13 protein-coding genes are annotated in these 13,825 nt (G+C 66.9%); 4 read left to right on the top strand and 9 right to left on the bottom strand.

Translation table 11 applies throughout. From position 1 onward, the window contains the following. Nucleotides 1–110: 110 nt before the first annotated feature. From AC23D4_RS22095 to AC23D4_RS22075, 5 genes are all read right to left on the bottom strand, one after another. Nucleotides 111–410, bottom strand: a complete 300-nt coding sequence (locus AC23D4_RS22095) for a hypothetical protein (protein ID WP_472887809.1) — start codon at nt 408–410, stop codon at nt 111–113. Between the two features lie 225 nt (nt 411–635). Next, nucleotides 636–890, bottom strand: a complete 255-nt coding sequence (locus AC23D4_RS22090) for a MoaD/ThiS family protein (RefSeq protein WP_177137973.1) — start codon at nt 888–890, stop codon at nt 636–638. A 77-nt stretch (nt 891–967) separates the two neighbouring features. After that, on the bottom strand, nt 968–2,320 hold the full coding sequence (locus AC23D4_RS22085; protein WP_472887808.1) for an NAD(P)/FAD-dependent oxidoreductase: 1,353 nt from the start codon (nt 2,318–2,320) through the stop codon (nt 968–970). A gap of 68 nt (nt 2,321–2,388) precedes the next feature. Then, nucleotides 2,389–4,236, bottom strand: a complete 1,848-nt coding sequence (locus tag AC23D4_RS22080; protein WP_472887807.1) for an aldehyde ferredoxin oxidoreductase family protein — start codon at nt 4,234–4,236, stop codon at nt 2,389–2,391. Between the two features lie 27 nt (nt 4,237–4,263). Next, nucleotides 4,264–4,743 (bottom strand): 4Fe-4S dicluster domain-containing protein, encoded by a 480-nt coding sequence (locus AC23D4_RS22075; protein WP_177137979.1) that lies wholly within the window; start codon nt 4,741–4,743, stop codon nt 4,264–4,266. A gap of 224 nt (nt 4,744–4,967) precedes the next feature. Between AC23D4_RS22075 and AC23D4_RS22070 the strand changes: the two genes are divergently transcribed. Beyond that, a complete protein-coding gene (locus AC23D4_RS22070) occupies nt 4,968–6,086 on the top strand; it encodes a helix-turn-helix domain-containing protein (protein WP_472887806.1) in 1,119 nt (372 codons plus the stop codon). 344 nt (nt 6,087–6,430) lie between these two features. Here AC23D4_RS22070 and AC23D4_RS22065 read toward each other — a convergent pair whose 3' ends face one another. Both AC23D4_RS22065 and pedF read right to left on the bottom strand, forming a co-directional pair. Next, nucleotides 6,431–7,339: a substrate-binding periplasmic protein gene (locus tag AC23D4_RS22065; RefSeq protein ID WP_472887805.1), complete on the bottom strand. Its 909-nt coding sequence runs from the start codon at nt 7,337–7,339 to the stop codon at nt 6,431–6,433. 44 nt (nt 7,340–7,383) lie between these two features. Then, nucleotides 7,384–7,881, bottom strand: a complete 498-nt coding sequence (gene pedF / locus AC23D4_RS22060) for a cytochrome c-550 PedF (RefSeq protein ID WP_472887804.1) — start codon at nt 7,879–7,881, stop codon at nt 7,384–7,386. Nucleotides 7,882–8,316: 435 nt separating this feature from the next. On the opposite strand from pedF, the gene AC23D4_RS22055 reads away from it, so the two are divergent. Then, nucleotides 8,317–10,371, top strand: coding sequence for a sigma-54-dependent Fis family transcriptional regulator (locus AC23D4_RS22055; protein WP_472887803.1), 2,055 nt, complete (start codon nt 8,317–8,319; stop codon nt 10,369–10,371). Between the two features lie 19 nt (nt 10,372–10,390). Here the strand turns inward: AC23D4_RS22055 and AC23D4_RS22050 are convergent, their stop codons facing one another. Beyond that, the gene (locus AC23D4_RS22050; RefSeq protein ID WP_472887802.1) at nt 10,391–11,497 is read right to left on the bottom strand and encodes an MBL fold metallo-hydrolase; all 1,107 of its coding nucleotides are present in this window, start codon (nt 11,495–11,497) and stop codon (nt 10,391–10,393) included. A 38-nt stretch (nt 11,498–11,535) separates the two neighbouring features. Continuing rightward, entirely contained in the window at nt 11,536–12,531 is a 996-nt protein-coding gene (locus tag AC23D4_RS22045) for an alpha/beta fold hydrolase (protein WP_472887801.1), read from the bottom strand. A gap of 201 nt (nt 12,532–12,732) precedes the next feature. Between AC23D4_RS22045 and pqqA the strand changes: the two genes are divergently transcribed. Both pqqA and pqqB read left to right on the top strand, forming a co-directional pair. Continuing rightward, complete coding sequence (gene pqqA / locus AC23D4_RS22040; protein WP_068167214.1) at nt 12,733–12,807, top strand: pyrroloquinoline quinone precursor peptide PqqA; 75 nt, start codon at nt 12,733–12,735, stop codon at nt 12,805–12,807. An 89-nt stretch (nt 12,808–12,896) separates the two neighbouring features. After that, nucleotides 12,897–13,814, top strand: a complete 918-nt coding sequence (pqqB, locus tag AC23D4_RS22035) for a pyrroloquinoline quinone biosynthesis protein PqqB (protein ID WP_472887800.1) — start codon at nt 12,897–12,899, stop codon at nt 13,812–13,814. The last annotated feature ends 11 nt before the right edge of the window (nt 13,815–13,825 follow it).

The raw sequence follows: 13,825 nt of genomic DNA, 5'->3' as shown, positions 1-13,825 counted from the left end.
TCTAAAGGGGGCGGCACCAGTCGTCCGGCAAAGCCGGCCCGGCGGTGCCCTCGGCTGCATCGCAGCATGCACCTGGGTGGCACTCCGGCGCTATGGAAGACTGATACGGATCAACCGCCCCCGCGCTGCATGTACAGGTCGAAGCGCTTCATGAACGCAAAGCGCTGAGTCGCGTCCAGCCCGCTGAAGGCGAAGTTCACGCGCAGCACCGGCATGCGCATGAGTGCAATCACGCGCGGCGGCATCACCTGCCAACGGAGCTGCAGAGCACCGGGTGCGATGTCCACCCGGGCTGAGCCGCTCCCTGCCTGCCAGGGGCAGCTGCCAATGGCCGCGGGCAACCAGCCCAGCCATTCGGCCTCGGTGCAGCCCATGTCGCGATCGAAAGTCTCGGCGTAGCTCGACTGCAAGTCAGCCTCCCTGCCCCGAGAACCACAACCCGAACCGGAGAGAACGATCCAACCCAGAGGCACCGCCGGGCTGGCTCCGCCAGACGGCCATTGCGCCTTGCAGGCCGCAGCCTCGCCAGAGGCGAGGCTTCTTCGGGCCGTCCAAGCCTGCGCAGGCAGGCTTGGAGCCGCGGCCCTCAGCCCCCTTGAGGGGGTCGCGCGCAGCGCGGCGGGGGTGCCTCACAGTCAACCGCCCGCGATGGGCGGCCAGATGGCCAGCACGTCGCCTTCGGCCAGCGTCGCGGTCATGCGCTTTTCAGGCTCCACGTATTTACCGTTGACCAGCACCAGATGCACCAGCTTTGGCGGCAGGCCAAAGGGTTCGATGATCTGGCTGATGGGCGCGGCCGGACTCACGTCCAGCTCGACGAGGTTGCTGCGCCGCGCCTCGGCGGGCAGGTAGTCCGTCAGGGTGGCGAAGAGCTTGAACGTGATTTTCATGGATGTGATTTTCCCATTCCGGGCTGCGCCGCGTCAGCGGCGCCGGGTATCGCCCCTGACGGAGCGGCGGAATGGATTCATCGGCGGCGGTCGTCGGCAGCGCCGCTCCACTGCCCCTGCCCCTGCGCGCTGGCGAGGTAGGCGTCCATCAGCCTGGTCGGGTCGGCCATCAGCGTGTCCTTCCATTCGCCCAGGCGCACCTGCCCTTCCACCAGACCCCGCATGACGCCCACGTGATCGGTCCAGCCCACGCTGTTGCAACCGACCATGAGGTCGTCCTTGAACTGCAGGCTCAGGTGGCGGCCCGACTTCTCATCGGTCAGCTCCACGTGTTCGCCACCCGGCAGGCCTTCCCAGTTGCCGAAGCTGGTGGAGATCATGCCCAGCGTGTCGAGCACGTTGATCTGCGTCACGCCCTTGAGCTCCACCTTCTGGCCCACCATGTTGAGCGCGGCCACACGCGCTTGCTCGGCGGCGTTGGGCTGGATGGCGCTCACGATGGTCTTGCCACTGACCTTGTCGAAGGCCTCGGCGCAGTCGCCCGCGGCGTAGATGCCGGGCACATTGGTCTGCAGGTGTTCGTCGGTCAGCACGCCGACCAGGCAGCGCACACCGCTGTTTTCCAGGAAGCCGATGTTGGGCTTGACGCCGGTGGCGCTGATGACCAGATCGGCCTCCAGGCGGTCACCGGTGGACAGGCGCACCTGCATCTTGCCGTTGGATGCGGTCGACGACCCGATGCCCACCACCTGCGCGATCTTGCCCAGCAGGCCGGGCTCGGCACCGTCGCCGCGCTCGATCGCTTCGACCCGCGCGCCGGTGAAGACCTTCACGCCCCTTTTCTGGCACCAGTCCTTGATCATGCCGCCCGCGGTGGGGCCCATCATGCGCGGCACCATGCGGTCGCCCATCTCCACCACGGAGAGCTCCACACCACGCTGTTGCAGCGATTCCATGATGATGCAGCCGATGAAACCGGCGCCCATCTGCAGCACCTTGGCGCCGGGCTTGGCCAGGTTGGCGATGGCACGCGCGTCGGCCAGCGTCCAGCAGCTGTGCACGCCGGGGCCGTCAATGCCCGGAATCGGCGGCGTGGCGGGCGATGAGCCGGTGGCGATGAGCAGCGTGTCAAAGCCGATGGTGTGACCGTTGCTCAGATCGATGGTTCGTTTGGCCGGGTCCAGCAGCTTGGCCCGCACACCGCGCAACACCTGGATGTTCAGCGCCTCGAAGTGGCCGGCCGTGTGGCGCAGGTGCGTGCCGTCCTCGCCGACCTTGCCAATCAGCAGGTAGGGAATCGCCATGCGCGAATACGGCGCTTCGTTTTCATCGCCGATGACGGTGATCGTGTCGTTGGGCGCGTGCTTGCGGATGGTTTCGGCTGCAATGACACCGGCCGGGCCGGCGCCGAGGATGACGTGGTGGGTCATGAAAGTGTTCTCCAAAAGAAAGAAGCGGCCGCAGGGGACCGCTTCTTTGACGTCCCCGATGCGAAAGATCAGAGGCTCAGGCGGGCCCTGGTCTCGGCGGTCGGGCGGCCTTCCGGGTCCCAGCCGCGCGCGGCGTAGTACTTGGGCAGCATCTCGGGCAGCTTGCTGACCATGCCCTTGGAGGCACCGGTCTTGGCCGCTTCGGTCAGCAGGCGCTTGGGCAGGCTGTCGTCCTTGGCGGTGAAGCCGGCGGCGTTGTTGAATTCGCGCTCCATGTTCCAGATGCGCTCACCGATCTTCTCCAGCTCTTCGGTGGTGAATTCTTCGTTGCACGCGGCCTGCAGCTGCGGTGCCAGATCGGCCACGCCCCAAGCGAAGGTGGTGAACACACACAGGCCCGACGAGTCGAACGCGGCGGTGGCGTCCTGGAACGCCTTCACCAGTTCCGGCTTGCCTTCGCTCTCGACCGGATCGGTCTTGACCGGAATGCCCAGCACTTCGGACGCGATGGTGTAGCCACGCAGGTGGCAGGCGCCGCGGTTGGAGGTGGCGTAAGCCAGGCCAATGCCTTGAATGGCACGACCGTCGTAGGCCGGGAATTCCTGGCCCTTGACGCTCATGGACAGGTCGGGGTGGCCGTATTTTTCGGTCAGGCGCTTGGAGCCCTGGCCGATCTCCTTGCCGAAGCCCTCGCCCCTGGCGGTGATCTCGGCGAAGTGGGCCAGCGCCTGCGCCGAGCCGAACTTGGCGTCGATGCCGAGCTGCTCCGCGGTGAGCACACCCATTTCGTAGAGCTCCATCACCGCGCCCACGGTGGCGCCGAAGCTGATCGGGTCGAAACCTTCTTCGTTGCACAGCATGTTGGCGTATTGCAGCGCTTCCAGGTCGTTCACGCCGTTGGCCGCGCCCAGCGCCCAGGCCGCTTCGTATTCCAGGCCGCCGTTGGCGCCCCAGTACTGCGGCTTGTTGGCCACGGTGAAGTGGCCTTCGTCCATCTTGCTGATGCGCCCGCAGGCGATGGTGCAGCCGAAGCAGGCCTGGTTGGTCACCAGGTGCTTCTTGCCGTCGCTTTCGCGCGGCGTGGCCATGGCTTCGGCCGAGATGTCTTTCGCGCCTTCGAACTGCACGTCGCGGTGGTTGCGCGTGGGCAGCGCGCCCATCTCGTTGATCACGTTCATCAGCACCTGCGTGCCGTAGGCCGGCAGGCCCTGGCCTGTCACGGCGTTCTCGGCCAGGATCTTCTTCTTCTCGAAGGTGACCTTCATGAAGGCCTTGGGATCGCGGATGTTGCCCACGCCCTTGGTGCCGCGCACGGCGATCGCCTTCAGGTTCTTGCTGCCCATGACGGCGCCCACGCCGGAGCGGCCGGCCGCACGGTGCAGGTCGTTCACCACGGCCGCGTACAGCACGCCGTTTTCGCCCGACTTGCCGATGCTGGAGACGCGCAGCAGCGGGTCCTGCAGGCTCGTCTTGAGCATCTCTTCGGTCTTCCACACGCTCTGACCCCAGAGGTGTCCGGCGTCGCGCAGTTCAGCGTCGTCGTCGTTGATGTAGAGGTAGACCGGCTTGTCCGACTTGCCTTCAAAGATGATCATGTCCCAGCCGGCCATCTTGAGCTCGGCACCCCAGTAGCCACCCGAGTTCGAGCAGGCGATGGCGCCGGTCAGCGGGCCCTTGGTGATGACGGTGTAGCGCCCGCCCGTGGAGGCCATGGTGCCGGTCAGCGGGCCGGTGGCCCAGATGATCTTGTTGTCCGGTGACAGCGGGTCGACCTTGGGGTCGATCTCGCTGATCAGGTACTTGCTGCCGAGGCCGCGCGAACCGAGGTAGGCACGCGCCCACTCCATGTTCAGCGGTTCGGATTTGACGGTGCCCGCGGTCAGGTTGACGCGGAGGATTTTTCCAGCCCAAGACATGTTGTGCTCCTTGAATGGGTTGGGGGATCAGGCGGCGGCAGACGGCTGGTTGCCCAGCTTGTCGGCCCACTGTTTCATCTTGTCGATACCGGTCCAGTTGGCGTCGACAAACGTGATCGCCGCGGTCGGGCAGGCTTCGGCGCAGGCCGGCTCGCCGCCACAGAGGTCGCACTTCTGGACCTTGCCGGTTTCCTGCACGTAGTTGATGGTGCCGAAGGGGCAGGCGATGGTGCAGACCTTGCAACCCACGCAGGTGGTCTCGTTCACCACCTTGGCGCCGGTCATCTTGTCCACCGTGATCGCCTCCACCGGGCAGGCGTGCAGGCACCAGGCTTCGTCGCACTGCGTGCAGGTGTAGGGGACTTTCTTGCCGGTGTGGTGGAAGTCGAACACCTTGATGCGCGACTTCGAGGTGGCGTAGGTGCCGTAGTTCTCGAACGAGCAGGCCATTTCGCACTGCAGGCAGCCGGTGCATTTGTCCGGGTTGATGTGCAGGACTTTCTGCATGAGGTTCTCCTGTGGGGGTGCGGCGCCACTTGTGCTGCGCCATGCTTATGAAAAGATTTGCCTAGCCATTGTTGGTGGGCTGTTCCACTTTGTGGTGAGGGTTATCCCTCATTCGCTCCGCCGCACCCGCGGAAATTCTCAAAATGAAACACCGCGGCCGTTGGCATACTTGATGCTGTCTGTGGCATGGCAGACAGAACACTGAACAAAAACGAGACACTCCCATGAGCATCCGCCAGCCCCCCCAGGCAGCCAGCAGCACGTCCGACCGGCTGACCCTCATCGAGCACGCGCGCCAGGCGGTGTTCCAGAGCGACGGCATGGCCGCCGCGGCCCGGCTGGAGCCCTGGATCGAACGTTCCTGGCGGCGCTGTCTGGCGCAAGGCCTGCAGCCCGACCAGCGCCTGGCTTTCGACCCGGTGTCGAGCGTGGCCATGCGCCGCGTGATCGACGCCAACCAGCCGCTGCTGCGTGCCGCAGCGCCCGTCATCCAGCAGTTGGCGCGCGCCATGGCCGACACCCGCTACTTTGCCATCCTCACCGATGCCCAGGGCGTGGTGATCGATGTCAACGGCCCGATCGATCACCACAACCGCCTCGCGCACCTGATCGCCCGCGTGGGCGTGGACCTGTCGGAGCAGGCGGTGGGCACCACCGCCATCGGCGCCACCCTGGCCGAGCTGCAACCGGTGTGGCTGCACCGCGGCGAACACTTTTTCGACGACACCAGCGCCTACAGCTGCGCGGGTGCCCCGCTGTTCGGCCCCGACGGCCGCTGCGTCGGCATGCTCGACCTGACCGGCATCAACGTGCCCGAACGCCCGGCCCTCAAGCACCTGGTCACCCAGTCGGCCCTCAGCATTGAAAACGCGCTCACGCTGGCGCAGCCGCACCACCTGCTGCTGCGCCTGAACTGGCCGGGCCGCACGCCGGGCGAAGACAGCGACGGTCTGGTGTGCCTGGATGGCGACGGCCACATCACCGGCGCCAACCGCGCGGCGGTCGACATGCTGACCCTGCCGGCCGGTGCGCCCTGGCCACATTGCAGCGACGTGATCGCCGTGCCACCCGACAGCCTGTTCGATGCCGCCCGCGCGTTGCGCGGTGCCATCGAACTGCCCCTGTGGTCGGGCCTTCGCCTGCAGGTTCTGGCACGCCTGAACGACGGCCGGGGCAGCAGCAGTGCCCCACAGCGGCCGACGGGTGCCAGCGTGCCGCTGAAAGACGTGGAAACCGCGCTCATCCGCCGCGCAGTGGAAGAAGCGCGTGGCAACGTGATGGAGGCGGCCCGCGTGCTCGGCATCAGCCGGGCCACGGTGTACCGCAAAATCGGACGGCGGTAGCCCCCCTGCGCCGCTTCGCGGCTTCCCCCCAGGGGGACCACGCCCTTGGACCGGCAGAGCCGGATCTTCGGCGTGTGCTGGGCTGATGCACGCGCTCCGGAGAGGCTGTGGGCTCACGGGAGCAAACTGCCGCATCGCAAAGGGCCCAACCGGCGCGATGTGCCTCAACCCAGAACGCGGTGGAACCGGCTTTGCCGGGCCACTCGCGTTGCCCCTTGAGGGGCGGAGCGGTTACGCGAAGCGAACAAGCGACGGGGGTGGGCCAGTACCTCGGCTTTGCCGGTCCAAGGGCGTGGTCCCGTCCCCCTGGGGGGAAGCCGCGCAGCGGCGCAGGGGGGAACCTGTCAAGGCGCCGTCAGTGTCATGCCGTGCTGCTGGAAAATCTTCAGCAGCTCACCGGTCTCGCGCAGCGACTTGAGCGCCGCTTCCAGCGCCAGACCGAGCTCCTTGTTGCCCGACTTGATCGCCATGCCCACGGGCCAGCCGGTGTCGGCGATGCCGTTGTTGAAGTTGAGCCTGGTGATGCGGAAATGCGTGGCGATGTCCGGGTTGCGTGACAGCACGGACTCGGCCTGCGCCCGCGTCACGAGGGCCGCCGCCGCTTTGCCGTCCACCGCGGCCTGGACCGCTTCCGTGCCGGTGTTGTAGATCGACACCTGGTTGCGCAACAGGCCACCGCCGTAGCCCATGAGCACGCTGGCCGCACCCGCGCCGCGCTCGGCCGCCAGCTGCACGCCCTTGAGGTCTTCGGGCGCTGCCGCAACGGCCAGCCTGCGCGTGTCGTGCACCAGCACCACCGATTGCCGCATGTACGGCGCAAAAATCATCACCTGCGGATTCTTCTGCGCCAGGAACTTGTCGGCCGGCACCTGCAGCATCACGTCGGCCGGGCCGTAGCCCAGGTAGTGACCTTTCCAGACCATGTTGCGCAGGTCGTCGCCCATGTTCTCGCCGGCGTCAAACGGCAGCAGCGAAAGTTTCAGGCCCATCTGCCGCGCCAGCGCCTCGGCCAGCGCAACGTCCAGCCCCCTCATGTCGGCTGTGGCACCGTCGGAGAACGGGGCGTTGTCCTTGTAGACCGCGATCTTAAGCATGCCGCTGGCGCGGATGCGGGCAAGGTCGGTCAGCTCGGTCTGTGCGTACACCGAGTAGTGCCCCGCGACCAGCGGCATCAGCACGGTCAGGGTCTGCCTGCGGGTGAGCCCGCGAGTCACAGGCGCGAGTTCCTGGAAGCTTTTCGAAACGGACGGCATGGTTTGTCTCTCTTGTGTTTGTGGAAGGCGCGGCGGGGGCGGTTTCAGGGCTCGCGACGGGTTTCGATGTAGGTCCGGATGGCCCACACCGCTTCCTGCGTCAACGTGCCTTCGAAGGGCGGCATGTAGACGCGGCCATCGCGCACGCGGCCACGCCGCACAGTGGAGATGAAGTAGTCGTCCATTTCCTTGAAGCAGGCGGCTTTCTTGGCCACGTCCGCCAGGCCCGTGCAATCACCGTCAATCTTGCGCAGGTCTGGCGAGATGCCACCGGAAATGGCTTCCAGGCCGTGGCAGCGCGCGCAGTTCTGGTTGTAGGCCGAGGTGCCGATGCGCAGCGCTTCGCTGCGGGCCGGGCTCTGTTCGTTGTAGGGGTTGGCATCGAGCCACTTGGCACCGAGCTGCGGCAGCGTGGTGGTGTCCACACTCTGCGGCACAACGTCGCCGTGTGCCATGACGGCGGCAGCCACGAAACCACTGGCGGCCAGGGCCAGCACGCGCAGCGTGGTGCGGGAGGGTTTGTTGAAGAGAGGGAATTTCATCGGGGTGTCTCCTGTTGAAAAAATGCTTTCACACCCCCAGTCAGCAATATGCGGGCCACCGGCGACCCGCCACCGGAAATCCCTGACCCTCGGCTTTCCCGGCAGACGGGGCCCGGTCCGGGTGTTCCAAATTGAATCAATTGCACCCCGCGTGACCGGCCAGCTGTCACAGACTGACATCCACAGCGACACAGGCACCCGCTGCAGGCGGCATTGTGTGGTGGCGGGCTAATTGCTATGTGCCAGAAGGAGGCAATTGCTACATCGTGTTTCTCACAGGGAATACCCAGTGTTGATTCATGGAACAGATATGAAGAAAATCACATGAGCCAAGACCAACAAGACACAGACGAGACAACCCCCCTCCAGCCTCCACGCAATGCGCCATGGGCCATGGACTACTGGGGGGGATTTCCGCCCGACCCTGGAGACGACATGAGTGCCGCCACATACACGCAGCCCGAAGAGGGGCGCGTCGGGGCTGCGTCAGCTGGCGCCTCTCCGAACTCCGACCTGATCGGTCAGTCCCACCAGCGCTCGAAGTCCTACGGTCTGACGACTCAGGAAGAGCCCGACTTTTCCAGCCCCTCGCGCGGGGTACTGAACGACGCGCTGGACGAAAACCGCTTTCTATTCCAGCACGCGGCGCCCGTGATGGAGACGCTGTACGACCAGATCGTCAACACCCACAGCATGGTGCTGCTGACCTCGTCGCGCGGCATGGTGCTGCACTCGCTGGGCGACACCGACTTTCTCGAAAAGGCCTCGCGCGTGGCACTCACGCCAGGCATGGACTGGTCGGAGCAGAACAAGGGCACCAACGCCATCGGCACTGCGCTCACCGAAGAAGAAGCGCTCACGGTGCACGGCAGCCAGCACTACCTGAACGCCAACAAGTTCCTTACCTGCTCCGCCGCACCCATCTTCGACCCGTATGGCCAGGTGATCGGGGCGCTCGATGTCACGGGCGACCACCGCAGCTTTCACCAGCACACGCTGGCGCTGGTGCGCATGTCGGCGCAGATGATCGAGAACCACATGTTCGCCGATATCTTCCCCAAGGCGATCCGCATCCACTTCCACACCCGCTCCGAGTTCCTGGGCACGCTGGTTGAAGGCATCGCGGTGTTTTCGCCCGAAGGGCGCTTCATCTCGGCCAACCGCAGCGGGCAGTTCCAGATCGGCCTGCCCTTCACCGCGCTCAAGGCCCACACCTTTTCTTCGCTGTTCGGCATCCCGATCTCGTCGCTGTTCGATCTCTTCAGCGGCACGCTGCCCAACCCCAAGCAGCTGGTGCTGCACAACGGCGTCTCGGTGTGGTGCCGCGTCAAGGTCAAGACGGCCCACCCCTGGTCGGCAACCCGGTCGGCGCAAGGCCAGGAGCCGCAGGACTTCACCGCAGCGGCGAGTCAGGGTGCGGCCGCGCAGGCCCCGGTCAAGACCCCCGGCAGGAAGATGCAGCTCTCGTCACTGCAGTACCTGGACACAGGCGACCCGCAGGTGTCCTCGGTCATCCACAAGCTGCGCATGGTGTCGGGCAAGGACATCCCGGTCATGATCCTGGGCGAAACCGGCACCGGAAAAGACTTGCTGGCGCAGGCCATCCACGGCGACTCCAACCGTGCCGGCCAGCCCTTCGTGTCGGTGAACTGCGCCTCGATTCCCGAGACGCTGATCGAGTCCGAGCTGTTCGGCTACGAAGAAGGCGCCTTCACCGGCGCGCGCAAGAAGGGCGCCATCGGCAAGATCCTGCAAGCCAACGGCGGCACGCTGTTCCTCGACGAAATCGGCGACATGCCCAAACACCTGCAGGCGCGGCTGCTGCGCGTGCTGCAGGAGCGCCGTGTCAGCCCGCTGGGTGCGGGCAAGGAAGTGGACGTGGACGTGGCCGTGGTCTGCGCCACGCACAAGAACATCAAGGACATGATCGCGCGCGGCGATTTCCGCGAAGACCTCTACTACCGGCTCAACGGCCTGGTGGTGCGCCTGCCGGCGCTGCGCGAGCGTTCCGACTTCGAGCTGGTCGTGCGAAAGATCCTCAAGGCCCTGTGCGAGAACGGCGAACAGGTCGGCATCTCGCCCGAGGTCATGAACATCTTCAGGCGCTACCACTGGCCGGGCAACTTCCGCCAGCTGCACAACCTGTTGCGCACCGCCGTGGTCATGGTGGGCTGCCAGGGCATGATCGAACTCAGCCACCTGCCCGACGACTTCATGGAAGAGCTGGAGCACGGCCTGCCCAACCCGATCACGCCGCGCCTGATGGGAGCGATCGGCACGGCCCAGCCGCTGCCCGACGAGCCCAACACCGCCCCGTTGCCCGAGCCCGCGGTGCCCGAAGGCACGCGCCTGGAAGACGTGGCCCTGAGCGCCATGGCGCAGATGCTGCGGCTGCACAAGGGCAACGTGTCGGCCGCGGCCAAGGCGCTGGGCGTTTCGCGCAACACGATCTACCGCAAGAAGGACCTGCTCCCACCGGATGTCTTGTGACTTCCAGCGCTGATGACAGTCAGCGCGTTTCCGGCGCGGAGGGTCTTGTGTCAGGGTGCGGTGGAACCGGCTTTGCCGGGCCACTCGCACCGCCCCTCGGGGGTGACGCCGCAGGCGGCGCGGGGGGGTCACTCCTTTCCATCCACACCGGCTCCAGCTCGCGCCAGGCGCGCTGCAGGTTGAAGCCGTGGCGCTCGCTGTAACCGGCCCAGTCGCGGTAGGCGGGTAGATCGCCCCAGGCGGTTTCCTGCGGCTGGTGGCCTTCGTCCATGGCTTGCAGCACGCGCGCGCGCAGTTCCGTCAGGTAGCTTTGTGTGGCGGCGAGCGCTTGGGGTGGCTCGCCGGCCACCGGCGCGCGCGACCACACCGTGCCCAGCACCTGCTGTGGCCGCAACGCCTGCAGCCGCGGTAGCGCCGCGAGCCAGCCGTCCAGGCTGCCCTGCGCGAGTTCAGGTACACGCCCGTCGTACACCAGGCCGCCCGCCCACAGCACGCGGTGGCGGGCGTTCCAGAGCACCAGGTCGCCTTCGGTGTGGCCGGGCTCGATGGCCATCACCCGCAGGCTCAGCGCGCCCACTTGCAGCCGCTCGCCCACCGCCAGCACGCGGCTGGGCAGCACGATCTGCGTGCCTGCCAGCGCCGTTGCGCCCGCGCGGTTGGTGAGGCTCACCAGGCAATCCGCGCAGCGCTGCTGCATGGCGCTGCGGGTGGCGGCGGTGGCCAGGATCTCCAGCTGGCCAGCTTCAAGCAGATCGGCAAAGGCCGAGTTGGCCATCACGTTTTCGGCGTGGGCGTGGGTGTTCACCAGCCAGCGCACCTGCGCCTTGAAACGGCAGGCGAGCGACGCGCGCACGCGATGACCGTGGCGGTGGCTCGGGCCGGGGTCGATCACCAGCGCCTCACCGCGGCTGACCACCACGCTGGTGGGCAGCACATGGCCAGCGTTGGCGGGTGCCACCTCGCCGTTCTCGGCCGCGGGCCAGACCCAGATGCCCGGCGCCACAGCTTGCCAGGGCACGGCATCGACCGCCTTGCAATCCACCGGTGGGCCGACCGCGAGTGCGGGCACAACAACGCTGCCGAAGCACAGCAGCGCGATCAGCCAGCGGCGCAGCACGGTGCTCATCGCAGGGCCTGCGTGCGTTGCCCGGTACCTGAGCGTTTTCATCCGAGTCGCCTCACCACCGCGCGCAAGGCCGCGAGCATGCCCGGTTCGGCGCCCAGGTGGCCGCTCAGGGGCTCGGTCAGCGTGACCTGCAGTGGCGCCAGGCGCCGGCCCAGCGCGGCCCAGGCGCCGCTGTTGGCGGGCGGGCAGACGGCGTCGCAGGCGCCGTGCACCCAGTCCACCGGCACACCCAGCCGAGCCAGGCCCAGCACGGCGTCATCGAGCGCGCCGGGCCGCACAAAGCCGCGGTGCTGCAGGTAGTGCGCCTGGATGCGGAATTTGTGCAGCGCCGCCCGATCCGGCGGCTGCGCGGTGTGGCGGTGTCGGCTGGCCTGTGCCTTCCGTTGCCGGCGCCGCAACGCAGCCCAGTCGCGCCGGATCGCGGCGGCCTGGGCAGCCGTTGCCTGCGTCACCGCCCGCCGCAGCGCGCGGCGCATGCCGTTCGAAACGCAGGCCGTCTCCAGCAAGGCCCAGCGCCGCGACACGCGCAGGCCTGCAACACCGGGTGTTCCACTTTGAAGCAGTTGTCTCAGCCGGGCCAGCACCGCGGACAGTGACACACCCGGCGCGGCGGGCCAGGCGGCCTCGCGGCCGAGGGCTTGTAGCACCCGGCGTGACGGCTGCAACAGCCCGCCCACCTCGCGCCGGCTGAGCGCAAACGCACCGCGCAACACCAGGCGCTGCACCCGCTGCGGGTGTGCTCGTGCATAGGCCAGCGCCACCACGGTGCCCCACGAACCCGCCAGCAGCGACCAGCGTTGAATGCCCAGATGTTGCCGCAACAACTCCATGTCGGCCACCAGCGCGTGGGTGGTGCTGGCCGCGGTTTTCCCTCTGGGGCGGCTCGCTCCGCAGCCGCGCTGGTCGGGCGCGATCGCCCACTGGCGCGACAGGTCCAGCGGCGCGAGCATGCCCGGCTGGCAACTGCTGCCGGGGCCGCCGTGCACCAGCAGCCAGGGCTCGCCATCTGGGTTGCCCACGGTGCGAAATGCCATGCGGTGTCCGCGTCCAACAGACAGGTAGGCCGGCGACGGCCAGGCGCTGCGCCGACGCGCGGAAAGCGCCGCCTCAGGGGTATCCCTAGGTTGGTCTTTCGTGGCATCGATATTGCTGTTCATGGGGTGCAACTTGAGGTGCAGTGGTGCTGACAAGTTAGCAGACATGTTTCATGCCAACCCACCTACCGGAGACAGACTATGCAATGGACCACCCCCGCTTTCACCGACCTGCGTTTCGGTTTTGAAATCACGATGTACATCGCCAACCGCTGAAACGCGGCGGGCTTTGACCCCAAAGCGCACGGCCCCACCTCCGTGCGCTTTTTTCTTCACCCCACCCCCAAAGTACAACAGGCTCGACCATGCGCATCCGGGTTCTCGGCTCATCGGCCGGCGGAGGCTTCCCGCAATGGAACTGCAACTGCCCCAACTGCGACGGCTTTCGCCGTGGCACGCTCAAGGCGCATGCGCGCACACAGTCGTCCATCGCCATCAGCGCCGACGGCAGCGACTGGCTGCTGGTCAACGCCTCGCCCGACATCCTGACCCAGATCCGGGAAGCGCCCGAGCTGCAGCCGGCCCGCGCCATCCGCGACAGCGGCATCGCCGCTGTGCTGCTGATGGACGCACAGATCGACCACGTCACCGGCCTGCTGATGCTGCGCGAACGCCAGACACCGCTGCCCCTGCTCGCCACGCCCGAGGTGTTCTCCGACATCTCCAGCGGCTTCCCGATCACCGGCATCCTGTCGCACTACTGCGGCGTGCAACGCCAGGAGCTGCCCATCGACGGCAGCACGGTGAACGTGCCCGGCCTGCCCGGTCTGCAGGTGCAGACCGTGTCGCTCTCGTCCAAGCCACCGCCGTATTCACCGTTCCGCGGCAACCCGCGCCCCGGTGACAACATCGGCTTGCTCATCACCAACCCCGCAACCCAGCAGCGCGCGTTCTACGCGCCGGGCCTGGCGGAGGTCACGCCCGCGCTGATCGAGCTCATGAGCGGCTGCACCGTGGTGCTGATCGACGGCACCTTCTGGACCCACGACGAAATGCAGCGCCTGGGCCTCTCGGCCAAAGCCGCGCTCGACATGGGCCACCTGCCGCAGAGCGGCCCGGGCGGCATGATCGAACAGCTCGACCGCCTGCCCGCCGGCACCCGCAAGATCCTCATCCACATCAACAACACCAACCCCATGCTGGTGGAAGACTCCGACGAACGCGCCGAACTCACCGCGCACGGCATCGAGGTGGCTTTTGACGGCATGGACATCACGTTCTGAAGAGCCAGTCC

This window comes from Hydrogenophaga sp. L76 (genome assembly GCF_057654755.1).
Note: the sequence above shows the minus strand (reverse complement) of the source record. Positions and strands in the feature narration are given on the sequence as shown.